The sequence below is a fragment of the Deinococcus fonticola genome (assembly GCF_004634215.1).
Classification (GTDB): Bacteria; Deinococcota; Deinococci; order Deinococcales; family Deinococcaceae; genus Deinococcus; species Deinococcus fonticola.
In genome coordinates, this window is record NZ_SMMH01000020.1 from 14966 (window position 1) to 37699 (window position 22734).

The 22734-nt window shown below is 64.8% G+C and carries 23 protein-coding genes; 15 read left to right on the top strand and 8 right to left on the bottom strand.

Annotated elements, in window-relative coordinates:
* The first annotated feature begins 97 nt into the window (after nucleotides 1-97).
* The 5 genes from hemA to E5Z01_RS12365 all read left to right on the top strand — a co-directional run bounded on the left by hemA (nucleotide 98) and on the right by E5Z01_RS12365 (nucleotide 3997).
* Nucleotides 98-1195, top strand: a complete 1098-nt coding sequence (gene hemA / locus E5Z01_RS12345; RefSeq protein ID WP_135229640.1) for a glutamyl-tRNA reductase — start codon at nucleotides 98-100, stop codon at nucleotides 1193-1195.
* A gap of 171 nt (nucleotides 1196-1366) precedes the next feature.
* Nucleotides 1367-2236, top strand: a complete 870-nt coding sequence (gene ygfZ / locus E5Z01_RS12350; RefSeq protein ID WP_135229641.1) for a CAF17-like 4Fe-4S cluster assembly/insertion protein YgfZ — start codon at nucleotides 1367-1369, stop codon at nucleotides 2234-2236.
* Nucleotides 2237-2282: 46 nt separating this feature from the next.
* The gene (locus E5Z01_RS12355; protein ID WP_135229642.1) at nucleotides 2283-2648 is read left to right on the top strand and encodes a hypothetical protein; all 366 of its coding nucleotides are present in this window, start codon (nucleotides 2283-2285) and stop codon (nucleotides 2646-2648) included.
* 114 nt (nucleotides 2649-2762) lie between these two features.
* Nucleotides 2763-3047, top strand: a complete 285-nt coding sequence (locus tag E5Z01_RS12360) for a DUF3006 domain-containing protein (RefSeq protein WP_135229643.1) — start codon at nucleotides 2763-2765, stop codon at nucleotides 3045-3047.
* Nucleotides 3044-3997, top strand: a complete 954-nt coding sequence (locus tag E5Z01_RS12365) for a ComEC/Rec2 family competence protein (protein ID WP_240738366.1) — start codon at nucleotides 3044-3046, stop codon at nucleotides 3995-3997. The genes E5Z01_RS12360 and E5Z01_RS12365 overlap by 4 nt, the downstream gene beginning before the upstream one ends.
* Nucleotides 3998-4069: 72 nt before the next feature.
* Here the strand turns inward: E5Z01_RS12365 and E5Z01_RS12370 are convergent, their stop codons facing one another.
* Together E5Z01_RS12370 and E5Z01_RS12375 are read right to left on the bottom strand one after the other, a co-directional pair.
* Nucleotides 4070-5089, bottom strand: a complete 1020-nt coding sequence (locus E5Z01_RS12370; RefSeq protein WP_135229644.1) for a D-alanine--D-alanine ligase family protein — start codon at nucleotides 5087-5089, stop codon at nucleotides 4070-4072.
* A gap of 76 nt (nucleotides 5090-5165) precedes the next feature.
* The gene (locus tag E5Z01_RS12375; protein ID WP_135229645.1) at nucleotides 5166-5567 is read right to left on the bottom strand and encodes a hypothetical protein; all 402 of its coding nucleotides are present in this window, start codon (nucleotides 5565-5567) and stop codon (nucleotides 5166-5168) included.
* A 38-nt stretch (nucleotides 5568-5605) separates the two neighbouring features.
* Here E5Z01_RS12375 and ispG point away from each other — a divergent pair, with 38 nt between their 5' ends.
* Both ispG and E5Z01_RS12385 read left to right on the top strand, forming a co-directional pair.
* Complete coding sequence (gene ispG / locus E5Z01_RS12380) at nucleotides 5606-6826, top strand: flavodoxin-dependent (E)-4-hydroxy-3-methylbut-2-enyl-diphosphate synthase (RefSeq protein WP_135229646.1); 1221 nt, start codon at nucleotides 5606-5608, stop codon at nucleotides 6824-6826.
* Complete coding sequence (locus E5Z01_RS12385; RefSeq protein WP_135229647.1) at nucleotides 6826-7227, top strand: DUF4259 domain-containing protein; 402 nt, start codon at nucleotides 6826-6828, stop codon at nucleotides 7225-7227. The genes ispG and E5Z01_RS12385 overlap by 1 nt, the downstream gene beginning before the upstream one ends.
* Here the strand turns inward: E5Z01_RS12385 and dusA are convergent.
* The 4 genes from dusA to E5Z01_RS12405 form a co-directional block, all read right to left on the bottom strand.
* A complete protein-coding gene (gene dusA, locus E5Z01_RS12390) occupies nucleotides 7213-8217 on the bottom strand; it encodes a tRNA dihydrouridine(20/20a) synthase DusA (RefSeq protein ID WP_135229648.1) in 1005 nt (334 codons plus the stop codon). The genes E5Z01_RS12385 and dusA overlap by 15 nt on opposite strands.
* A gap of 79 nt (nucleotides 8218-8296) precedes the next feature.
* Nucleotides 8297-8506: a hypothetical protein gene (locus E5Z01_RS12395; RefSeq protein WP_135229649.1), complete on the bottom strand. Its 210-nt coding sequence runs from the start codon at nucleotides 8504-8506 to the stop codon at nucleotides 8297-8299.
* 92 nt (nucleotides 8507-8598) lie between these two features.
* On the bottom strand, nucleotides 8599-9108 hold the full coding sequence (locus E5Z01_RS12400; RefSeq protein ID WP_135229650.1) for a GNAT family N-acetyltransferase: 510 nt from the start codon (nucleotides 9106-9108) through the stop codon (nucleotides 8599-8601).
* Between the two features lie 16 nt (nucleotides 9109-9124).
* Nucleotides 9125-11278: a HelD family protein gene (locus E5Z01_RS12405; RefSeq protein WP_338069150.1), complete on the bottom strand. Its 2154-nt coding sequence runs from the start codon at nucleotides 11276-11278 to the stop codon at nucleotides 9125-9127.
* Nucleotides 11279-11351: 73 nt separating this feature from the next.
* On the opposite strand from E5Z01_RS12405, the gene E5Z01_RS12410 reads away from it, so the two are divergent.
* The 5 genes from E5Z01_RS12410 (at nucleotide 11352) to msrA (ending at nucleotide 17269) form a co-directional block, all read left to right on the top strand.
* The gene (locus E5Z01_RS12410; protein WP_167757904.1) at nucleotides 11352-12554 is read left to right on the top strand and encodes a methyltransferase; all 1203 of its coding nucleotides are present in this window, start codon (nucleotides 11352-11354) and stop codon (nucleotides 12552-12554) included.
* Between the two features lie 221 nt (nucleotides 12555-12775).
* Nucleotides 12776-14467: an RNA polymerase sigma factor RpoD gene (rpoD, locus tag E5Z01_RS12415; RefSeq protein ID WP_135229651.1), complete on the top strand. Its 1692-nt coding sequence runs from the start codon at nucleotides 12776-12778 to the stop codon at nucleotides 14465-14467.
* A 123-nt stretch (nucleotides 14468-14590) separates the two neighbouring features.
* The gene (locus E5Z01_RS12420) at nucleotides 14591-15598 is read left to right on the top strand and encodes a GNAT family N-acetyltransferase (RefSeq protein ID WP_119762157.1); all 1008 of its coding nucleotides are present in this window, start codon (nucleotides 14591-14593) and stop codon (nucleotides 15596-15598) included.
* A 150-nt stretch (nucleotides 15599-15748) separates the two neighbouring features.
* Nucleotides 15749-16501: a TSUP family transporter gene (locus E5Z01_RS12425; RefSeq protein ID WP_135229652.1), complete on the top strand. Its 753-nt coding sequence runs from the start codon at nucleotides 15749-15751 to the stop codon at nucleotides 16499-16501.
* Between the two features lie 234 nt (nucleotides 16502-16735).
* Nucleotides 16736-17269, top strand: a complete 534-nt coding sequence (gene msrA, locus E5Z01_RS12430) for a peptide-methionine (S)-S-oxide reductase MsrA (protein ID WP_240738368.1) — start codon at nucleotides 16736-16738, stop codon at nucleotides 17267-17269.
* A gap of 69 nt (nucleotides 17270-17338) precedes the next feature.
* Here the strand turns inward: msrA and E5Z01_RS12435 are convergent, their stop codons facing one another.
* Complete coding sequence (locus tag E5Z01_RS12435; protein ID WP_135229654.1) at nucleotides 17339-18097, bottom strand: serine/threonine-protein kinase; 759 nt, start codon at nucleotides 18095-18097, stop codon at nucleotides 17339-17341.
* 222 nt (nucleotides 18098-18319) lie between these two features.
* On the opposite strand from E5Z01_RS12435, the gene E5Z01_RS12440 reads away from it, so the two are divergent.
* The 3 genes from E5Z01_RS12440 to tsaD all read left to right on the top strand — a co-directional run bounded on the left by E5Z01_RS12440 (nucleotide 18320) and on the right by tsaD (nucleotide 21354).
* Nucleotides 18320-19768 carry an alpha-amylase family glycosyl hydrolase gene (locus tag E5Z01_RS12440; RefSeq protein ID WP_135229655.1) on the top strand — a complete coding sequence of 483 codons (1449 nt, stop codon included), beginning with the start codon at nucleotides 18320-18322 and terminating at the stop codon, nucleotides 19766-19768.
* 46 nt (nucleotides 19769-19814) lie between these two features.
* Nucleotides 19815-20273, top strand: coding sequence for a hypothetical protein (locus tag E5Z01_RS12445; protein WP_135229656.1), 459 nt, complete (start codon nucleotides 19815-19817; stop codon nucleotides 20271-20273).
* A gap of 79 nt (nucleotides 20274-20352) precedes the next feature.
* Nucleotides 20353-21354, top strand: coding sequence for a tRNA (adenosine(37)-N6)-threonylcarbamoyltransferase complex transferase subunit TsaD (gene tsaD / locus E5Z01_RS12450; protein ID WP_420810846.1), 1002 nt, complete (start codon nucleotides 20353-20355; stop codon nucleotides 21352-21354).
* A 96-nt stretch (nucleotides 21355-21450) separates the two neighbouring features.
* Here tsaD and E5Z01_RS12455 read toward each other — a convergent pair whose 3' ends face one another.
* Nucleotides 21451-22428 carry a DUF4384 domain-containing protein gene (locus tag E5Z01_RS12455; RefSeq protein WP_240738370.1) on the bottom strand — a complete coding sequence of 326 codons (978 nt, stop codon included), beginning with the start codon at nucleotides 22426-22428 and terminating at the stop codon, nucleotides 21451-21453.
* Nucleotides 22429-22734 lie beyond the last annotated feature (306 nt).

Below are 22734 nucleotides of genomic sequence, written 5' to 3' on the forward strand. Positions count from 1 at the left end.
ACGCCCGCCCTGGAGTCAGGCGATATGCTGCGCCGGTGATCCTGGCCCGCCTTCCTTTTTTCACTTTCTCCCGGCATCCTGCCAGCGGGCCTCACGCGTGATCCTGGCCTGTCCCACCGCCCAGCACCTGCTTCAGCACGCCCAGGCGGAACCCGCCCAGCTGGATTTCACGGTGGTGGGCCTCAACCACCAGACCGCTCCGGTGGAAATCCGTGAACAGGCCGCCGTGCGGGGCGGGCACGAGGAAGCGGTGCTGGCGAGGCTCTCGCAGCACGCCCAGGAAGTCATGGTGCTGGCCACCTGCAACCGCACCGAAGTCTACCTGGCGGGCCTGCACACCCACCCCGCCCGGCTGTTCGAGCAGGCCTGGGGCGCCGATCTCAGCGAGCACCTGTACATTCACCGGGGCCTGTGTGCCGTCCGGCACCTGTACCGCGTCGCGTCCGGCCTGGACAGCCTGGTGATCGGCGAAACGCAGATTCAGGGGCAGGTGAAACGGGCCTGGCAGCAGGCCGCGCACTTTCAGCGCACCGGTACCCTGCTGAACAAGGTCGCGCAGGGGGCCCTGGCCGCCGGCAAACGCGTGCGGTTTGAGACGGGCATGAGCGATAAGGTCGTCAGCGTCAGCAGCGCCGCCGTGGAACTGGCCACCACTGCCTTGGGCGGCCTGGCGGGCCGCACCGCCCTGATCATCGGCGCGGGTGAAACCGCCGAACTGACCATGACGCACCTGCGGGCCGCCGGCATTCAGGACGTGATCGTGGTCAACCGCACGGTGGAACGCGCCCAGCAACTCGCCGACAAACTGGGTGGGCAGGCCTGCGCCCAGGAGTACCTGCAAGAGGTGCTGCCCCGCGCGGACGTGCTGATCGCCTCCAGTGCCGCGCCGCATTACGTCCTCAACGGCGCGGGCGTGCAGGGGGCGCTGGCGGCCCGCCCCCTGCGGCCGATGGTGCTGATCGACATCAGTATGCCCCGCAACCTCGACCCGGACATTGCCGAGGTGCCCGGCGCGTATCTGTACAACCTCGACGATCTGACCGGCATCGTTGCGCGCAACCTCCAGAGCCGCCACGCGGCCATTCCCCACGCTGAAGCGATCATCCGCGAAAGCGGCGCCGACCTGCTGCGCTGGCACCTGACCCGTGAAGCCCAGCACGCCCGCCAGAGCGGGCCGCTCGTGGCTTCTGCCTGACTGGCGACTGAGGCACGGTCAGGCAGACGACCGGACGGTGCTCTGGAGTAGGGCTGCGAATTCCGTCAGGCATAGCACACCACTCCATTCTTCGTGCTGCTCGTGTAAATTCACTCGCCGTGCTCGGGCAGAAGGCACTTCGTTCTTTGTCCAATGCTCTAAGCTGGTGGCATGTGGACTCTCCTTCCTTCCAGCAGTCTGCGCGTTACGGGCGCGGACCGCGTGGACTTCATTCACGGGCAGATGACGAACGACCTGCGCCGCGCCCCCACGCCCGGAATGGTGCCCTGCGCCTTCCTGAACGTGAAGGGCCAGATCGAATTCTTCGCCCGGGTGTACCGCCGCGCCGACGACCTTTACGTGCATCTGGCCGCTGATGAGGCCGAGCAGCTGCAGGCCCGCTTGAAGCGCTACATCATCTTCGATCAGGTGCAGCTGGAGAACCTGACCGGTACCCTGAGTACCATCCACGTCTGGAACGCTGCGGATTTGCCCGGCTGGGACGCCGCCGGCGCGGACGCGCAGCAGTTTGAACTGGCGGGCCAGACAGTGCTGGGTGGGCGCGTGAACCGCACCGGACAGCCCGGAGTGGATCTGCACTACCTGGCGAGCCACGCCGGCGAGGTCGAAGCCGCGCTGACGGGGCCGCCGCGCCCGCTGGCCGAACTGGAAGCGGCCCGCATCGCGGCAGGGATTCCCGACGTGAGCGCCGATCATTTTCAGGGCGTGTTGCCGCAGGAGATCGGGCTGGATATCGGGGGGCAGCTGCCGGCCATCAGTTATAAGAAGGGCTGCTACGTCGGGCAGGAGATCATGGCCCGCCTGGAAGCACGCGGCAACGCGCGTCACCACCTGGCCCGCCTGGCCGGGGAATTGATCCCCTTCAGCGAAGTGGTGCTTGACGGCAAAGTCGTGGGTCAACTGGGCGCCGTGGCGGGTGGCCTGGGCCTGGCGAAACTCCGCAAGGAAGTCGCGGATGGGCAGCAGGTGCAGTGCAGCGCGGGGACGGCCACGGTTCAACTTCTGAACGCGAATGTTTGACGGGCTGCTTCAAGCCCACAAGGCCGGTGACCACAAGGAGGCGCTGATGCGCGCTTATCACCTCGCCCTGCTGGTGCTGGCGATTCCCGGGGTGCCGCTGGGCCTGCTGTACTGGTTCACCAGGCCAGCGCCGCACACATGGGTCATTGCTTTGGTGCTGGTCGGCGTTGCGGCGCTGCTGGCTGCTGGGGTGCTGGAGAAGGTGCGGCGTACCGTGCAGGCCAGCCCGGCCGCCTTGCCCGTTCCGGAGCGCTTGACCGCCGCCCTGCAACTGGGTTCCGCTCCCGGCGTCCCCTTTCTGGTGGGGTGCAGTTCCTTCCACGACGGCCTCACCTGGCTGGGGTGCTGGGCCGTGGCGCTCATGGCTTACCTGCTGGGCCGGCAGCGGATACTGGATCTGAGCCGGAAATAAACGCCCCAGAGCAGATTGCTGAATTCACTCACTCTGTTCGGACAGAACAAGATCAAAAAAACCTGGCCTTTTTCGGTCAAATGCTCTGGCGCCCTTTTGCGCTACGCTGATTCCATGAAAGAACGAGCCGCTCCTGAATACTGGGTGCTGGACGGCCTGGAAGACACCCCGCAGGGCTGCTGGGCCCGGCTGGAGCGGGCCGACGGGAAAATGATCGTCCTCCCCGCATCCGTGCTGCCCGACCACATCCGCGAGGGGGACGTGTTGCAAGTCGTGGCCGGCCCGGACGGAGACGTCTTGCGGCCCGCTCCCGAGGAAACCGCCCGACACCGTGAGGCCGCGCAGGAACGCCTGAGCGCCCTGAATGGGCCTACCCCAACGGGAGACATCGACCTGTGAGCCGCCCACCCGAAAAGCCCCGCAAAACAGCGAAGAAAAGCAGGCCGAGCAGCACAAAACGCCCCGCTGAACGCCGTGCAGAACGCCGGACGACGGGCGCTGACCTGCTGGCCCTGCTGGTGGTGGGCATCACGATCGCCCTGGCTGCCTGCAACCGCAACGACCGGCGCACACCACCTGAGCCGGATCTGGCCGGCAGCCTCACCGTGCGTTTTCTGGATGTCGGGCAGGGAGACGCCGTGCTGATCCGCAGTCCCGAGGGCAAAACGCTGCTGGTCGACGGTGGGCGCAGCACCACGCGCATGGCCGAGCACATGCGCAAGTACCAGATCGACAAGATCGACCTGATGGTCGCCACTCACGCCGACGCCGACCACATCGCCGGACTGGTCGAGGCGGCGGGGGCGAAGCCCACTTATTTCATCAACAACGGTCTGGCCGGCACCACCCAGACGTGGGAGCGGCTGGTCAGCGCCCTGCAAAGCGCCGGCACCACTTTTCAGAAAGCGAACAATCAGGTGTTCAACCTGGGCAGCGCCAGGGTCAGCATCATCGCCCCGCCCGCCGGCATGGGCGACGACCAGAACGAGAACAGCGTCGGCGTGCGCGTCGACTTCGGGAAATTCCACGCCCTGATGACCGGCGACTCCGAGAAACCCGAAACGACCGCCTGGTTAAGCCAGAACCGGCCCGAAATCGAAGGCCCCATTCAGGTGTACAAGAGCATCCACCACGGCGCGGCCAATGGCGACCACCAGGCCTGGCTGACCCGCGTCCGCCCGCAGAATGTGGTGATCAGCGTCGGCTCGAACACCTACGGCCACCCCACCCAGACCGCCCTCGACCTGTACGCCGCCAACGGCGTGAACATCTACCGCACCGACGAACTCGGTACCGTTACCTTTACCGGCAAGGCGGACGGCACGTACAAGGTCAATACCGAACGGTAAGCGGGCAGGGGCCAGGAGCGAGAGAAAAACAGGCCGAGGCTGAATGCGGCGGTTGGTACGCCCGTCAAGTGCTCACCGCTTCTCCAGCGCCAGTTCCACCAGTCTCGCCACCAGTTCACCGTAACTGAGGCCGGCAGCCTCGAACAGTTTGGGGTACATGCTGGTGGTGGTGAAGCCGGGCATGGTGTTGACCTCGTTCAGCAGCACCTCGCCCGTTTCGGCGACGTAGAAGAAGTCCACGCGGGCCAGCCCGGCGCAGTCCAGGGCTTTGAAGGCTTTCAGGGCCAGTTCGCGGATGTTTTCGGCCACTTCACCCGGAATGCGGGCGGGAATGTGCATCTGGGCGACGCCCTCGGTGTATTTCGTCTCGTAATCGTAGAAGTCGGCGTCGAAACTCAGTTCGCCCACCGGGCTGGCGATGGGTGCGTCATTCCCCAGGATGCCCACCTCCACCTCGCGGGGCTTGTGGCTGGTCATGGCCTCCACGATCACGCGGCGATCCAGGCTGAAGGCCAGCTCGAAGGCCCTGTCCATCTCGCCTTCGTTATGCACCTTGCTGATGCCCACGCTGGAACCCAGGTTGGCGGGCTTCACGAAGAAGGGGAAGCCCAGCTTCACCGCTTCGTCCTTCACGCCCTGCGGATTCTGCTGCCAGTCGCGGCGCAGCGCCAGTTGCCACGCCACCTGCGGAATGCCCACCGCTGCCAGCACCTGCTTGGTCATGACCTTGTCCATGCTGACCGACGACCCCAGCACGCCGCTGCCCACGAAAGGAATCCCGGCCAGCGTCAACAACCCCTGAATGGTGCCGTCCTCACCCATTGGGCCGTGGAGCAGCGGAAACACGGCGTCATACCCCTCGGCGCTCGCCGCACGGTGCAGCACCAGATCACCGCCCGGTGCGGATTTCCCCGTTTCCAGCGCCCGTGTCGTTTCCGTCGGTGGCAGCCAGCGCCCCTGCTTGCTGATCACCACCGGCGTCACATCGAAGCGCTCGCGCGGCAACGCCCCCAGCACGCTCCGGGCGCTCATCAGACTGACCTCATGCTCGCCCGACTGACCGCCTGCCAGCAGCAAAATCCTCTTCTTCACAAGCACGCAGTATGCCACGCAGGGCCAGACGGTGAACAAGGCGAGTTCGCCCGGTCAGGCAGAACCAGTCACCCGGTCAGCGCTCGCGTAAACGCCTCACTTCCTTCACGACATCCATGAGGTACTGAAGCACCAGCTGCACGGCTTCGGCGCGGTCGCCGACCTGGGCCGCTTCGGGGCTGCGTCCGGCGGGGCCGACCATGAACACGGAACGGCTGGAGCTGGTGTGGCCCGCCACGGTAATGCCGACTTCCTGCACGTTGCAGTTCTCGGGAAAGGTGATCAGGAAGGTGTTCGTGGCATTCTCGCTGAGGCGTGTCCACTCGCCCTGCACGGTGATGCGGCCATCCTCGGCTTCCACCTGCTCCTGCACGGTCTTCATGACGTCCTCCACGAAAGTCTGGTCGGTCTGTTCGCGCTCCAATTGCCGCAGGTGCGCGTCACGGGAGACGGCCACGATTTCGCTGAAATTCACCATGCACAAGACTCTAGCGTCGCCGCACTACACTGGGAGGCATGATGCGCCGTCAAACCGTGACCGTGAACGTGGGGGGCGTGAACATCGGTTCCGCCCACCCCATCGTCGTGCAGAGCATGACCAACACCGACACCGCCAACGCCGAAGCCACCGCCATTCAGGTGGCGCAGCTGGCCCGCGCCGGATCCGAACTGGTGCGCGTGACTGTGAACACCCGCGAAGCCGCCGCCGCCATTCCGGAGATCGTTCAGCGCCTGGAAGAGGTCGGCCTGAATGTCCCCATCGTGGGCGATTTCCACTACAACGGCCACATCCTGCTGCGGGAATTCCCGGAAACGGCGCGGCTGCTCGCCAAGTACCGCATCAACCCTGGCAACGTGGGCGCGGGCCAGCACCACGACGCGAACTTCGCCACCATGATCGAGGTTGCCAAGGACTTCGGGAAACCCGTGCGGATCGGCGTGAACTGGGGCAGCCTGGATCAGCAGGTGCTGGCCCGCCTGATGGACGAGAACACCGCCCAGGGAAGTCCGAAAAGCGGCACGGATGTGATGATCGACGCGATGGTGGTCTCCGCGCTGGAATCCGCGCAGTATGCCGAGGGGCTGGGGCTGCCGCACGACAGAATCCTGATCAGTGTGAAGGTCAGCAGCGCCCCGGAACTGTGGCAGGTGTACCGCCAGCTGGCCGCGCAGTGCGATTACCCGCTGCACCTGGGCCTGACCGAGGCGGGCATGGGCATGAAGGGCATCGTCGCCAGCAGCGTGGCCCTGGCGCCCCTGCTCACCGAGGGCATCGGCGACACCATTCGCGTGAGCCTCACGCCGGAGCCGGGGGCCAGCCGCAAACTGGAAGTCGAGGTCGCCCAGCAGATCCTCCAGAGCCTGAACCTGCGTCAATTCCTGCCACAGGTCACCAGTTGCCCCGGTTGCGGACGCACCACGTCGCAGTTTTTTCAGGAGCTCGCGCAGAAAATTCAGGATTACATCCGCGACCAGATGCCCGAGTGGAAAACCAAATACCCCGGCGTGGAGGACATGCAGGTGGCCGTCATGGGCTGCATCGTGAACGGCCCCGGCGAAAGCAAACACGCCAACATCGGCATTTCGTTGCCCGGAACCGGCGAAGACCCCCGCGCCCCGGTGTACCAGGACGGCAAGCTGCTGACCACCCTGAAAGGCCCCCGCATCGCCGAGGACTTCCAGGAATTGCTGGAAAAATACGTGCAGGAAAGGTACGGCCAGACGGTGACGGGCTGATGGCCATTTGGGGGTATGGCAGTTTCGACAACGACAGCGCCAGGGACTTCACGGCGGAAGTCGTTCAGGACGGGGAGGTCGCCTTGCGTGAGGCCTTCGAGGTGGTGCTTGACCCGGACATGGATTATGTCGAGGTCGAGGAAGGTGCGCGGGCGCTGGCGGCGGCTGAAATTCTTGCCGCTGTGCTGACGGGCGACACGCAACGCCTCACCGATGCGGGGCTAAGGTCCTGGGTTCAGAATGCCGATAAGACCAGCCCCAGTGACCTGCGGGGCCTCGCGGCGGAAGCGCTGAACCGGGTTCTGGCACCGGAAAGTGAACTGCCGGAACAGTGGGAAGACACCGCGGATAGCGGGGCCTGGCTCTCGGACGTGCAACGCCTGCGCTCAACCCTCGGCTAAAACGGGTTCCTGCACGCCCCGGAAAGGCTCCAGGGCTTCTTGCACCACTTCCAGCCCCGCGCCGGGTTTGTGCCCCTGCTCGCTCAGGGTGCGCTTGAAATGGCGTGCGCCGGGTTGACCCGCGAACAGCCCCAGCGTGTGCTTCATCATGCGATTTAAGGGCTGTCCGGCGGCCAGTTGCTCCGCCACGTAGGGCAGGAACGCCTCAATGGCCTCCAGCCGCGACACGGGCGGCACATTCTCACCGAAGATGTCGCGGTCGGCCGCCGAGAGAACAAAAGGCTCCTGATAAGCTGCCCGGCCGATCATCACGCCGTCCGCCCAAGTCAGGGCCTCCTGCGCCTGCTCAACCGTTTGGATGCCGCCGTTCAGCACGATGGTCAGGTGCGGGAAGTCCGCTTTCACGCGCTCGACCACGTCGTACCGCAGGGGCGGAATCTCGCGGTTTTCCTTCGGGGACAGGCCGCTCAGCCACGCTTTGCGGGCGTGCACGATGAACGTCTCGCAGCCCGCCGCTTCCACTGTGCGGATGAAGTGCGTCAGGTGCTCGTAACTGTCGAGGTCGTCGATGCCGATGCGGTGCTTCACCGTCACGGGCAGAGATGTGGCGGCCTTCATGGCTTCCACCGCCCGCGCCACCACGTCCGGCGTTCCCATCAGGCACGCGCCGAAATGGCCGCTGCTCACGCGGTCACTGGGGCAGCCGCAGTTCAGGTTGACCTCGTCGTACCCGTAGTCTGTGGCCATACGGGTGCATTCCGCCAGGGCCGCCGCGTCACTGCCGCCCAGTTGCAGGGCCAGCGGGTGCTCCACGTCGCTGAAGCCCAGGTGCCGCTCGCGGTCACCGTGCAGGATGGCGCCCGTCGTCACCATCTCCGTGTAAAGAAGCGTCTGTTTCGTCAACGTGCGGTGGAACACGCGGCAGTGCCTGTCCGTCCAATCCATCATCGGCGCGACGGACAGGGTGTAGGGGGGCAGGGCGCGAATCATAACGAAGCAGTTTACAAGGAAACAAACCAGAGAGAAACCGCGTCAACTCACGAAAGTCAACGCGGCAAAACAGGCAAGTTCAGCGTTTAGGAATGGCGTCCCCGGCATCAAAAGTCGTGCCGCTGCCGTCTGGGTCTAGGGTGTCCTCGGGCACTGGGCCGCTGTCTGCGGTGCTGCCCCCCGTGGGCGTATTAACGCGTCCGCTTTCGGATTCGTCGTAATGGCCGCTGCGGTCACTCATTTCATTGCCTGCATCTTCGGGCAACCCTGTTTTCTTGGGGTCAGTCATGCCCCAGGTTAGGCAGTGCGGCGTGGCCAGGGGTGAGTGAGAGCTTCAGCAAAAGCAGCGGCTTAACGAGGCTTAGGGCCGCTTACAATCAATCAAATGGCCCATTGTTCCTCTCCATCGACCCTCTCGCCTGTCCTGTGCATTTCCAGACGCTTCGCAATCCTGATGGAAGCCACATTCTCGGGGTTGATATTGGCCCGCACAGTACGGATTTGTTGCTTGAGCAACCACCCGACCATGCCTAGCGCTGCCTCTGCTGCCCATCCGTGGCCCTGAAAAGGCTCACCAATGACCCACGCCACGTCCGCAATGAATTCGCCTTCGTTGACTTCTAGAGTGGCCTGCACGTACCCGATAGCCTGCCCGGAACTTTTTTCTCGAATAATCCACTTCAGCCAACCCTGAGTTTCGTCCGCTGAGTGCCCCCGGCTTTGACGGGCATAACGTGAAGTTAATTCCTCCAGCGAAGGCGGTTCTCCGCCCGTGAACGTGTACAGGTTCGGTGAGGAGAGAACGCCAACCATCTCGGCGGCGTGTTCTTGCGTCAGGGGTTCCAACTCTAGATTGGGCGTTTCTATGGGTTGAGCCTGGGGCCAGTTCATCGGGTCATCCTCACTTTTACCGCACCAGTTCGTGCATTTCCCCGGCGCTGGTCAGGGCGAGCCAGTGCAGGGCGCGGCTGGCGGCGACGTACAGCAGGCGGCGTTCGTACTCCACGGCATTGTCGTAGGTCTGTTCGTTGGCCCCGGCGACGATGGCGGCGCTGAATTCCAGTCCCTTGGCCAGGTTCACGGGCAGGATCACCAGCCCGCCCTTGTAGCGGTGCTCCTGGGTGGTGATGGGCTGGGCGTCGGTGTCGAACTCGCGCAGTTCCTCGCTGAGGCGGTCGGCGTCGGCGGCGCGGCGCGTGACGATGGCAATGTTGGTGTGTCCGGCGGCGCGGGCGTCCTTCACGGCCTGGGCAATCAGGGGGCGTTCATCGGCCTGCCCGCTGTAGCGTTGCACTTCCGGGCCGTCGCGGTCTACGCCTCTGACGTCGGCGGCGCGGTTGTACGTGCTGGCAATGCGTGCGCCCAGCCCCGTAATCTGCCGGGTAGAGCGGAAGGTGCGACTCAGGGTCAGCACTTGCGCTCCGGACAGTTGCTCCTGCACGGCTTCCCAGCTACTCGGCCCCTTGTACCCGTGCATGCCCTGGTTCAAGTCGCCCAGCGCGGTGATGTGCCCGGTGCGGGCGGCACGTTGCAGGAGCGCGTACAGCAGGGGCGAGTAGTCCTGCGCTTCGTCCAGCACCACGTGATCGAAGGGTTCCAGGGTGCGCCCCACGACCCGCCCGATGCCCCCGGTGAAGGCTTGCACGGCCAGCATCAGCGGGAGTTCAGTCACGTCCGCGTGGGCGCGGCGCGGCGCAGGAATGCCCGAAAGTGGGTCGGCCAGCAGCAGGCGGATTTCCTTCTCGGTCAGCAGGCCGCTGGCGCCCAGCGCCGCCTGATCGGTGAGGAGGCGCCGGGCCTCGGTGACGGGCGTGGTGCTGGCGAAAATGCGGCCCAGCAGCGTGGTGAACGGCGTGGAGAGTTGCCGCTGGGCGCTGATTTCCTCGTTTTCAGGGACGTTCAGTTGCGCGAGGGCCTGTTCTTCCAGCAAGCGGCGGTAACCGGCGCGGTACCCGTCGAGCGGGTCGGCGGCGAACACGTCGTGCAGCAGGCCGAACAGTTGCGCCTCGGTAAACGTGACGGTCTGCGGGTCGCGCCCGCGCACTTCCACTCGTTCGCTGAAACTCTGGCCCTGGATGGCGGCGTTGAACTTGTTCCACAGGTGGGTGCGCACCACGTCCAGCATTCGCGCATCTCCAAGTAATTTGGCTTTGCGCCACGCCAGCGCCCGCCGGGCATTGTCGGAGTCGGTCAGCAGCAGGGTCAGGGTGCGGTCCGTGACCTCCAGTTTTTCCAGGCCCAGCAGGCCGGTGATCCACGTTTCCGGGGTAGTGACCACCACGCCCTGCAACTCCAGTTCCGGCAGGATTCGCGCCGCGTAAGCCGCCAGTACCCGGTTGGGCATCAAGACCATGCACGCTTCGGGCCGCGCCTGGTGAATGCCCCGGTCACGGTTCGTCATCCAGGCCAGGCGGTGAAAGCCGATGGTGGTTTTCCCGCTTCCCGCCGCGCCCTGAATAATCACGGGCGTGCCGGCGGGGTAACGCATGGCCTCGTTCTGCTCGGGTTGCAGCGTCTCCACCACGTCGCGCATGCCGGCCGTGCTCTGCTCCTGCAGGCGGCGCAGCAGCACTTCCTCGCGCCCGCCGGTGTCGCCGCCCTGCTCGTCGTCGTACAGGTCGGTCACGCGCAGCAGGTGCTTGTGCGCCACGTCCAGTTGCCGCCGCCGCTTGATGACCCCCTGACCGCCACGCCGGGGTGTCCAGCCCAGCGCGTCCGAGTAGAACAGGCTGCCCACCTCGGACTCCCAGCTGACGACGCTGTGCGCGCCTTTGGTATCCAGAAAAGCGTGCTTGCCGATGTAAAGTGTCTGCTCACGCCCGCCCACCCGCACCTTCAGGCTCCCGAAGTAAGGCTGATGAACGTGCACACTCAGCATGGCCGCGTGTTCCTCGGAGGTGTCCGCCATCGTCACGCTCGTTTCCAGGTCGGCCCCGGTGTTCCGATCCCGGTCTTCCCAGAACTCGATCTGACGGATCATCGCCGCGACCGTCTCGGTTAAATGCTCGCTTTCAACCTCAAAATCAGGGTGAACTTTCTGGGGGCGTTCCGCAACAGACATAACGAGAAGGGTAAAGCGTAAAGGCAGAAGGGTAAAGGGCCACCGGTTCCCGGCCCTCTGCTACCTTTCATCTGTGAGCCGCCCGAAGAACGTCAACGAGAAGAAGCAGAAGGTCAGGTTCTCCTGCGCGGCTGGGCGGGAGAAGGCCGCCCCGCTGGGGGAGGGCGCTTACGGGGATGTCCGCCCGGCCCTGCTGCCGCCGCGCCTGGATGGACTGCGGGCCCTGACGAAACCGGGCGTCCGGGGCTTCCCGGAGGTCGACGCGGCGCAGGCGCTGCTGGCGGGCACCCTGCGCAAAGATCGGGTCAAGGGCGAGGTGCTGGACCTGACGGCGATGGGCGGCCTGCTCGCCAGCCTGCCGGGCGTGACGTTGCGGGCAGTGGAGGGTTCCGCGCCCGCGCTGACGGTGTTGCGCGGCGCCGGTCTGGAACCGCAGGCGGCGGTGCCGGGCGACCCGTTGTCGGAACGCTGGCCGGAAAAGGCGAAAACGGTGGCGCTGGTGCTGGCGGGCGATCGGGGAAACGCCTACGCGCTCGCGCAGGTAGCCTGGGCGCACGCGAACACGCCCCCTGGCGGCACGCTTTACATCGCGGGCGACCGCGATAAAGGCTTCGACCGTTACGTCCGCGCGGCCGGAGCCGCCTTCGGCACGGGGGAAACAGTGGCGCGTGACGGCGGCATGCGCGTGGCGAAACTGGTGCGCCGTCCCGGCCCCACGCCGCCTCTGCCGCCCGCCGAGACTTACGAGGAAGACGGTCTGAAGGTCGTGGGCTTACCGGGGGTGTTCAGCGCCGCGAAACCGGACAGGGCGACCGCCCTGCTGCTGCGCGAGCTGGAGGGCCTGGACTTCAGCGGTCAAAGGGTGCTTGATCTGGGGTGCGGCACGGGCCTGATCGGCGCTTGGGCCGCAAAACGCGGGGCGGAGGTGACGCTGGTGGACGCCGACCTGCAAAGTGTCCGCAGCGCCCAGGCCACCCTGGATGCCAACGGTCTCGCCGGCGAGGTGCTTCACTCCGACGTCGGTGCCGAGCTCGGAGAGCGGCTGTTCGACGTGATTCTCACCAACCCTCCCTTTCATGTGGGGCGCGGTGTGGTGCTGGACGTGGCGCGGGAATTTATCGCCAGCGCGAACAAGCACCTCAAGCCCGGCGGCACGCTGTACGTCGTGGCGAATGAGCCGCTGCCCTACGAGAAACCTCTTGCCGACGTGGGGAACGTGGAGGAATGGGTACGTGAAGCGGGCTTCAAGGTCTTGAAAGTCAAGAAGCCTGAATAAAAGGGCACCTTTTCCTGGTTTCTATCGTATTCTGTGCTGTCCATACTGCCTTCTCCTCTTTCCTCGTCTTCAGCGCAGTGAGCCAACCCCTCTCCAAACCACCAATTTCGGCTAGTCCGTCCCTGTTTGCTAGACTGACGCGCTCCGGTCATGCCGTTCACCGCGCGGCGTGACCCAAAGGATTCCCGTTCTCTTCACTTTTTTCTGTCGCAGGAGGCTGCATGGCACCTGAAAGTAAACCCCGCACCCGCAGTAAAGTTACCGCCCCGGCCCCTGTTCAGGAAGAACCCAGGATCAAGACCGTGGAGAAACCCCGCGCCCGCACCAAGGCGGCGCGCCAGAGTGATGAGGTCACCGAAGCGAAAGCCCAGGCTCAGGCTGCGCCCGCCAGGAAGCCAGCCGCAGAAAAGCCGGTGAAGGCTGCCCCGGCACCGAAGGAAACGAAAGCGCCTGCCAGGAAACCTGCCGCCAAGAAAGCCGCCGACCAGGCCGATGACGCAGCGGCTGCCAGTTCTGGAGCTGCCAAGCCCAAAACGGCCAAGCCCAAAGCGGCCAGGGCCACCAAAAAGGCCGGCGAAGTTCCCGCTGATGGGAGCAGCGGCGCTGAGGCTCCGGCAAAAGGGAAAGCGGCGGCCAAAGCCCCTGCCAAGGCCAGCGTGGCCAAAGCGGCTCCTGCCAAAGGCGGCAGCGCCGAGAAGCCGTACTACGCGCATGCCAGCATTCAGGAACTGCTGAAAGCCGGCAAGGCCGCCGGGGTGCTGTCCAGCGAGGAAATCGCGGCGGCCCTCAGCACCGCCATGGAAGCCAACGGGCTTGACCCGGAAAGCGGCGAGGCCTTCGAGGACATGCAGCTGTTCCTGGCTGGACAGAACATTGAAGTGCAGGACCTCGACGAGGACGAAGAGGAGGAGGGCGATGAGCTGGAGGGCGAAGAGACCACCGCCGCCGCCAGTGACGACGACGAGGAGAAATACTTCGACGACATGCCCCGCGCCGTCAGCAACGACCCGGTGCGCCAGTACCTGCATGAGATCGGGCGCGTCTCGCTACTGACTCTGGAAGAAGAAATTGCGCTGGCCCGCCGCATCGAGGAAGGCGAGGAAGCCCGCAAAGTGCTGGACGAGGACGTGGAACTGGACGACCGGGGCCGCCGCCGCCTGATGCGCCAGATGGAAGACGGCGCGGCGGCCCGCCAGGGCTTGATCGAGGCCAACCTGCGCCTGGTAGTCAGCATTGCCAAGAAGTACACCGGGCGTGGCCTGGGCTTCCTGGACCTGATTCAGGAAGGCAACCAGGGCCTCATTCGCGCGGTGGAGAAGTTCGAGTACCGCCGCCGCTACAAGTTCTCCACCTACGCCACGTGGTGGATTCGTCAGGCCATCAACCGCGCCATCGCCGATCAGGCGCGCACCATCCGCATCCCGGTGCACATGGTCGAGACCATCAACAAGCTTACGCGCACGGCCCGGCAGCTCCAGCAGGAACTGAGCCGCGAGGCCACGCACGAGGAGATCGCCGAGGCGATGGGACCGGGCTGGGACGCCGCGAAAGTCGAGGAAGTCCAGAAAGTCAGCCAGGAGCCAGTGTCCCTCGAAACGCCTATCGGTGACGAGAAGGACAGCTTCTACGGCGACTTCATTCCCGACGAGAACCTCGATAGCCCAGTGGACAACGCTGCCAAGACGCTGCTCAGCGAGGAACTGGAGAAAGCCCTGTCCAAACTGACGGAGCGCGAGGCCATGGTCTTGAAGTTCCGCAAAGGTCTGGTGGACGGCCGCGAACATACGCTGGAGGAAGTGGGCCAGCGCTTCAACGTGACCCGTGAACGCATCCGCCAGATCGAGAACAAGGCCCTGCGCAAGCTGAAGTACCACGAGAGCCGCACCCGCAAACTCCGCGACTTCCTCGACTGAACCACCAAGTCTGTGCGCCGCTCCGGTCAACCGACCCGGGCGGCGCTTCGTTAGGCCATTTCGCCTAAGGGTGGCGGGAATCTGGCCGATGCGTTTCTGAAGTCTTTTCCGCACACTGGCTGCATGACCACGACTACTGTGAACATTTCACCTTTCGACCCGATGACGGCGCCAGACTCCCAGAAGCTCGCGGTGGGGCAATTGCTGGCCGACGCCTACGCTTTTGCTTATCCGGACGACCCACCCCTTTTGCCGGAAAAAGAAGCCCTCAGCCTCACCCACCTGACCCCCGGTGAACGGGCCGAGCACTTCGTGATCTGGGACGGTCTGATGGCAAAGGCGTGGGGGAGTCTCAGTTTCGACACGACACAGAACCTGCACGTCGCCCACGCACGCCTCTTCGTTCACCCCAGGTGCCGCCGTGAAGGACTGGCAACGGCCCTTCGCGGCGAACTGGAGCAGGTGGCGCGGCGTGAGGGACGCAGCACCGTTACCTTCGGCACCAGTTCCAGAGCCCCGGCAGGTGAGGCGTTCGCCCAGCAGCTGCACGCCCAGCCTGCCCTGCCCATGAAGGTCAGCCGCCTGGACATTCCCAGCGTGTCCCAGGAGTTGCTGCGGGCGTGGCAGGTTCGCCCCGCGAACGACCCGTACACCCTGCACGTCTGGACGCGCATTCCCGAAGCGCACCTGGAGCGCATGGCCGACATGATGATGGTCATGAACACCGCCCCCAAAGGTGACCTGGACATGGAGGACTGGGTCATCACTCCCGAGATGATTCGCGCCTGGGAAGGCATGATCGCGGAAGCGGGCGAGGTGCGCTACCTGATGGCCGTGGAGGACAGCCGCAGCGGGCAACTGGACGGCTACACCGAGGTGTTCTGGGACGCCGAACGCTCGGCGCTGGTGTACCAGGGAGCCACGGCCGTGCGCCCGGCGGCGCGGGGGCTGGGGTTGGGCAAGTGGCTCAAGGCCGCCATGCTGCGGCACGTGCAGGAGCATTGCCCTGGCGCCCGCTGGATTCGCACGAACAACGCCAACGTGAACGAAGCTATGCTGGGCATCAACGTGAGCATGGGCTTCGAGCCGTGGGCACAGTTCACCGAGTGGCAATTGAAACTGCCCCAGTAAGACCGGGTTCGTCGGGTTTCTGCCGCCTGCCTTGGTTGCTGCCCCTTATCTCCGACGCATCGCCCTTTGATCTGACCGCCCACCTTATAACCGCCCTGTCTGGCTCACCGGGGCGGTTTTTGGGCTTTCTGGCCTGCTACAGTCGTCGTTGTGCCTGGCCCTGAAGTCCTGCTGTACGGAATTCCTCTTGCTTTCCTGGCTGGTTTTATCGATGCGGTGGCGGGTGGCGGCGGCACCATTACCCTGCCGACCCTGTTCTTCATGGGCCTCAACCCGGCGCAGGTTGTCGCCACCAATAAACTTCTAGCCATTTTCGGCTCGGCCACTGCCACCTTGCAGTTCTGGCGCAAGGGCAACGTGGAAAAGGCGCTGGTGTTGCGCCTCATTCCCCTCGCTGTCATCGGCAGTGCCCTGGGGGCGTACCTGGTGCGCTTCATCGACCCCAATGCCTTCAAGACCCTGATGGGTTTCGTGATCCTGGGCGTCGGCGCCCTGGTCATCATGAACAAGAAATTCGGTCTGGAAGACAGGTATCCCGGCCTGACCGCCCGCACCCTGGCCCTGACCCTCCCCGGCGCGTTCATCATCGGCGTATACGACGGTTTCCTGGGGCCAGGCACCGGCACCTTCGCCATGTTCCTGTTCGCTCTGGCGGGCTTCAACCTCGTGCGCTCCAGCGGGAACGCCCGCACCATCAACTTCGCCACCAACCTCGGCGCGTTCGTCACCTTCCTGATCGGTGGACATATGGTGTTCTGGATCGGCCTGCCCATGGGCGTCGCCAACGCCCTCGGCGCCGCTCTGGGAGCCAGGATGGCCATGCTGCGCGGCAGCGCCTTCGTGAAATGGATGTACGGCATTATCGTCGTGCTGGTCGCTCTCAAGTTGTTTAGTGGGAAGTGACAGGAATTCCGCCCCTCCGTGAGGAAATCATCGGGAAGGATTGAGCAGGGCGTGGAAAAAGATGGCTGAGACTAATTGGTTCGTGCACATGGGAAAAGATGAGTCGAAGGGTGGCTCTCCCGCATTCACCCGTTCACTTCATCCCTTTATCTTTTGCCCACAACCGGCACCCCACCGCCCACAACCTTTCTCGCCCCACCTTTCCCACCTCCTGACTCCGGCACAATGGCCCTTATGACCGAGCAGGCTATTTTTGCGGGTGGGTGCTTCTGGTGTACCGAAGCGGTGCTCAAGGACGTGCGTGGCGTACAGAAAATCGAGAGTGGGTATATCGGCGGTCACGTGCCGAACCCGGATTACCGGGCGGTGTGTGGCGGCGATACGGGCCACGCCGAAGCGGTGCGCGTCACCTTCGATCCGTCATTGGTGAGCTTCCGGGATCTGCTGACCCTGTTCATGGTGACCCACGACCCCACGAGCCTGAACCGGCAGGGCGCGGATGTCGGCACGCAGTACCGCAGCGCCGTGTTTCCCCTGTCGCCCGGGCAGGAGCAGACGACCCGCGAGGTTATGGCGGAATTTGAGCAGCAGGAAACGTTCGGGAAACCCATCGTGACGACCATTGAACCCGCCAGCGAGTTCTACGTTGCTGAGGACTACCACCAGGACTACTTCGCCCGCAACCCCATGCAGCCGTACTGCGCCGCGGTCATCGCGCCGAAAGTCATCAAGGTGCGCAAGCACTACGCGGACATGCTGACGCGGTAAGGGGCCAGTGCAAACAAAAGCCCTGGGCTTCAGCCTGGAGCTGTTTTCCGCCTCACGCCTGATCACTCCTCAATACAGATATGTCCGCAATGCCAGTTCCAGCAGGGCTTTCTTGACCTCTGTGGCGTCATGCGGGCGTTTGCGCGGGTCTTCACGGGTCAAGGCGCGCCACAGGGGCGTAAGGGGGTCACGCGTGGGGGGAAGGGCCTCGCCGACTTCCGGCAGTTGGCCGTGGATGCCCCAGCCGAGGAGCACGCCCACGCCGTACAGGTCGTTCTCGGGGCCCAGGGAGTCGCCGCGCCGGGCTTCGGGGCTCAGGAAGGCGGCGGTGCCGATACGGGTGGGCATGGCCATGCCCTCGTAGGCGGGGCCGGACAGGTCGAAGTCCACCAGTTTGGCGCTGCCGTCGGGTTCCACCATGATGTTGTCGGGTTTGATGTCGCGGTGAACCAGCCCCCGGTCGTGCAGGAAGTGCAGGGCGTCCAGCAGATGCGAGAGGGTCAGCAAGAAGGCCTGGCGTTCTTCGACCAGCGCGGGTTTGCGCGTGTAGCGCTCGAACAGCGTGACGCCTCTGGCGTAGGTCGTGATCAGGGCGGGGGCCGTGTCGAAGGTGATCTGCGCCTGCACATGCGCCATGCGGGGGTGGTTCAGATTCAGGGCGTGCCGGAATTCGCGCTCGGCGAAGAGGGCCAGGTGAGGCGGAAAGATTTTTACGGCGCAGGGCTGACCTTCGCGGGTCACGCCAAAGTATACGACGCTGTGCGAGCCGCGCCCCAGGAGCCGCACGAGCTTCACGCCGTCACCGATCACGCGGCCCGCGATGGTCACGCTGACTCCCCGCAGTCAGGGCGCATGAAAGGCAGACAGGCGAACGCAGGGGAGACGGGTCACCACCGGCTCCGCGGAGCCAGACCTGATCATGGCAATTTTCGGGGATGAAGCCAGAGGGAGGAGGGGCGGTTCCATCGGTTAAACGTTACCTTACGCAAGCGTTAAAAGGGTAGAGGCCCGCTTTGCTTCGCCGTTGCAGGAGAAGTTCTAGCATGGGGCATGCGTGCCACTTTCAGTCTTACGGCCCTTCTGCTGACCTCCTGTGCGCTGGCCCAGGCGGTGCCCTCGATGGAAGGGCAGGTCGTCTACCAGGTCATGCCCGACCGCTTCTTCGACGGGGACGCCAGCAACAACTCCGGCGTCGACCGCTCGAACCTGCGGGCCTGGCATGGGGGAGACCTGGCCGGCCTGACGCAGAAACTGGCCTATATTCAGGATCTGGGGGCCACGGCGGTGTGGCTCACGCCTATCTACCGGCAGCAGGCGAAAAGCAGTTTCGACACGTCGGCCTACCACGGCTACTGGCCCGAGGACTTCCGGAATGTCGACCCGCACTTCGGTTCGCTGGCCACCTTCGACACGTTCACGAAGACCGCCAGAAACGCCGGAATGAAGGTCATTCTGGATCAGGTCATCAACCACGTCGGCTATGAGGCCAGCACCGTGACGCAGCACCCGGCGTGGTTTCATACGCCGGCGCAGTGTGACGCTGCGGCGGACAAGGACACCGTGTGCCCGCTGTCGGGCCTGCCCGACCTGAACCAGCAACTTCCCGAGGTGCGGCAGATGTTGCTGGGCAACGCCGACTTCTGGCGCGCACGCGGCGTGGACGCTTTCCGGTACGACGCCATCAAGCACGTGGATCAGGCGTTTTTAAAGGAACTGCTCGCCCGTGACCGGGCCGCCGGGACGTGGACGCTGGGCGAGTGGTATGACGCCGACACCAGCACCGTCGCCCAGTGGCAGAAAACCGGGTTCGACAGCCTGTTCCTGTTCAGCCTGCAAAATGCCCTGAAGCGCAGCATCATGAACGGCCAGAGCCTGCGCGGCGTGGCAGAAGTGCTGTCCCGCAGCAGCGAGTTGCCCCGTCCCGGCGAGGTGGCGCTGTTTCTCGACAATCACGACGTGCCGCGTTTCGCGCAGGCCACCCTTTTTGAGGATGAAGCGCCGCCACTCACGCGCTACGGCCTGCGGGCGCTGATGACGCTGCGCGGCATTCCGGTGATCTGGCAGGGCACCGAGATCGCCATGCGCGGCAGCACTGACCCGGACAACCGCCGCGACATGCGTTTCGAGAACCAGTGGAACGCCAGCGAGAAGATGGTGTTTGGGGCCACTAAAGTCGCCATTGCGGCCCGCAAGGCCAGCCCGGCCCTCAGCCAGGGCGAACAGAAGCTGCTGGCGGTGCCGGCGGTCTACGCGGACGATCTGTTGCTCCTGACCCGCGCCGGGGCAGGGCAGACCGTGCTGGCCGCGTGGCATAACGGCAAGGCGCGCCGCACCTTCTCCCTGCCCCTCAAGAACATGGGCCTCAGCGCCGCCGACCTGGCCGTCACCCGGTCGCTGTTCAGTGATCAGGACGCCAAAGTCAGCATCAGCCGGGGTTATCTGCACCTGAGCCTGCCGCCCAAGGACGCCGCCGCCTTTCCCCTGCACCAGGAAAAGTGAGTGGCGCTCTGGGACGGCTCACATTCAACTCGGCTAGGCTCGGGGCATGCGAAAGCTGCTGCCCCTTTTGCCTGCTTTGCCCCTCGCCCTGGCGGCCTGCACGCCCCCGGCGCTGCGCCCTCCCAGCAACCAGATCTACCCGCAGATGACCCTGCAGGGTAACACCATGGACGTTACCCTCATCAATGCTGGGCCTTACGACCTGCTGCTGGAAAATACCTGCCCGCGTCCCTTCGCCGTGAACTTCACCGAATACCCCGGCAAAGGCAGGGGTGGCCTGGAACCGCGCCAGCTGGACACCTGTTATGAGCAGAACCTGCGGCCGATCGCCTGGAAGGTCGGTGAGCGCCTGTCCGTGAGTGTGCCGGTGTCGTATCCGGCAGGCACACACACCTTCAAGGCGTTCGCCACCGTTCGCGCCCGGGTGCTGCAACCCAGAGGATTGATCAACAATTTCGCCAGCATGAACATCTCGTTGCCGGAAGTCAAATTCACCACCCAGTAAAAAAGCTGCCCGGTAAAAACCCTGGGATCACTCGTGTGGCCACTGAACCTGCGGCGGGAAAGGCGCTATGTTCGGGGGCGTGACTGAAGCGCGCCGCATTCTGGGCATCGATACCTCATGTGACGATACGGGCGTCGGCATCGTCGAGCTGGCCCCGGACGGGCAGGTGCGGGTGCTGGCCAACCGCGTCTGGTCGCAGACCGTTCACGCACAGTACGGCGGTGTGATGCCGGAACTGGCCAGCCGTGAGCACGTGGAACGCATCGACGACATTCTTCAGGAGGCCCTGAAGGAAGCTGGGCTGGCCCTGACCGACCTGCACGCGGTGGCGGCCACATCCGGGCCGGGCCTGGTGGGGGCGCTGCTGGTGGGCCTGATGTACAGCAAGGGCCTGGCGCAGGCGCTGGACGTGCCTTTCTACTCGGCGCACCACCTCGAAGGGCACATCTTCGCGGCGGCTTCTGAGGCCCTGCTGCAAACGCCTTACCTGGCGCTGGTCGTGTCGGGGGGGCACACGCACCTGTTCGACGTGCCGGCCCCCGGCAGGTACGACCTGGTCGGCGCCACCCGCGACGACGCCGCCGGGGAAGCCTTCGACAAGATCGCGCGCCTCGCCGGGCTGGGGTATCCGGGCGGGCCGGCCATCAGCGAGGCGGCCCAGCGCGGCGACCCCGGCAGCGTGCCCTTCAAGGAGCCGCTGCAAGGCCAGCAGGGCTTCGACTTCAGCTTCAGCGGCCTGAAAACTGCTGCCCTGCTGGCGCACCGGGGCGGAGCCACGCCGGAAAACCTGGCGGCTAGTTTCCAGCAGGCCGCCGTGAAATTCCTGGTCAAGACCACCGGGCGGGCCGCCGGGGCACTGGGGCGGCGCACGGTGGTGGTGTCCGGCGGGGTGGCCGCCAACGCCGCCTTGCGTGAGGCCTTCCAGCAGACGGGACTGAACGTCGTGTTTCCTGGCAAGGGCCTGAATACCGACAACGGCGCGATGATTGCGCTGGCCGGAGCTGCCGCCTTGCAGGCGGAAAAAGCGCCCAGTCCCCTGACCGTGGGCGCGGAGGCTTACGCGCCCCTCGCCAACACCTGAGCAGATTTCACATTCTCTTCCCCCGAAGGCCTGGAGACACCCAAAGAAAAGCTGGATGCCCTGTTGCAGGGGCATCCAGCTTCTGGCGTTCGGGCTTTAGCGTTGGGTGATGTTCACGGCCACCTGACCGTTCTGGTTACGCACGTCCAGCACGGCGCGGCTGTAGTTGCCGTAACCGCGCGTCCACTCGCTGCGCAGCCCACCGCTGTACTCGCGGATGGTCACCAGGCGGTAACCCTGAGCGCGCAGCTGGCTGGCGTACTGTTCATGCACTGTCTGCAGGCTGTACTGGTTGCCGTAGTATGTGTTCCAGCGGGGCACCGTTGTCCACTGATCCGAGTACACCGGCGCAGGACGCACAGGAGCAGGTTGTACGGGGGCCGGGCGAACCGGGGCCGAGTACACCGGCGCGGGTTGCACGTAGCTGTTGTCGTAAGCCACGCCGTTATACGCAACGACATTGTAGTAAGCGGTGTCCGAGCTCCAGGTGTTCTGCGGCACCGGGTTCACCACGATGCTCAGCGCCTGGGCCAGTTGCTGCTGCCCCTGCACGTTCACGGTGGCGAAGCTGTTCTGCTGGTTGCTGAAGGTGGCGATGTCATTGAGGTTCAGTGGCGCCGTGCTGGCCAGGGCCAGAACCTTGTTCAGGCCGTAAGGGGCGGCAATGTCGAAGGTAAAGGCCGCGCCGGGCTGCGGGAAGACCTTCGTGACATTGGCTTTGACGAAGTTGCTGCCGCCCGCGTAGCCGTTGGGCAGGATCATGTCCACCTGGCCCTGCGGATCGACGTTGAACAGGTACACGTAAGCGTCACGGTCAGCGCGGACATACAGGTGAATCTGCTCGCCGGGGGCGTAGTTGGGGACAGCGTTGCCGCTGTTGTCACGATCCGTCCAGACGTTCACGTTCACGTTGGTGGGCAGGGGGTTCACGATAATGCTCTGCGCCGTGATGCGCGGGGCAGCGCTGGCAGAACCGATCAGGGCAGTCAGGAGGGCCAGGGAAATCAGTTTACGCATGCCTTCATAGTGCCTGACCTGCTTGACGCGGGCCTGATGCAGTGACCCGACGGTCATGACTTTCCTCTCATCACGGCTTCACGCCGGAAAGCGCATGGCTCCCCGCCCAGCCGCCGGCGTTAGTATGCAGGTGACGTGAAGCTGCGCTTCGACCCTCACAACCCTCGATGTCACGACGCGCAAAGTTCTCCTGCGCTGCGCTGGCTGTTGCCTATGCGGCCAGCCTTGGCGGTGTTTCTCCCAGCATGGCGGCGTGGGCCCCTGATGGGTGTGCTGTGGCTGTGTACTTGGCTCTGTACCGGCCTGGCTGGATCCAGTCTGGCCGCGCGTCACGAGCCTGCGCCCGTAGCGTCGCCTGAACGC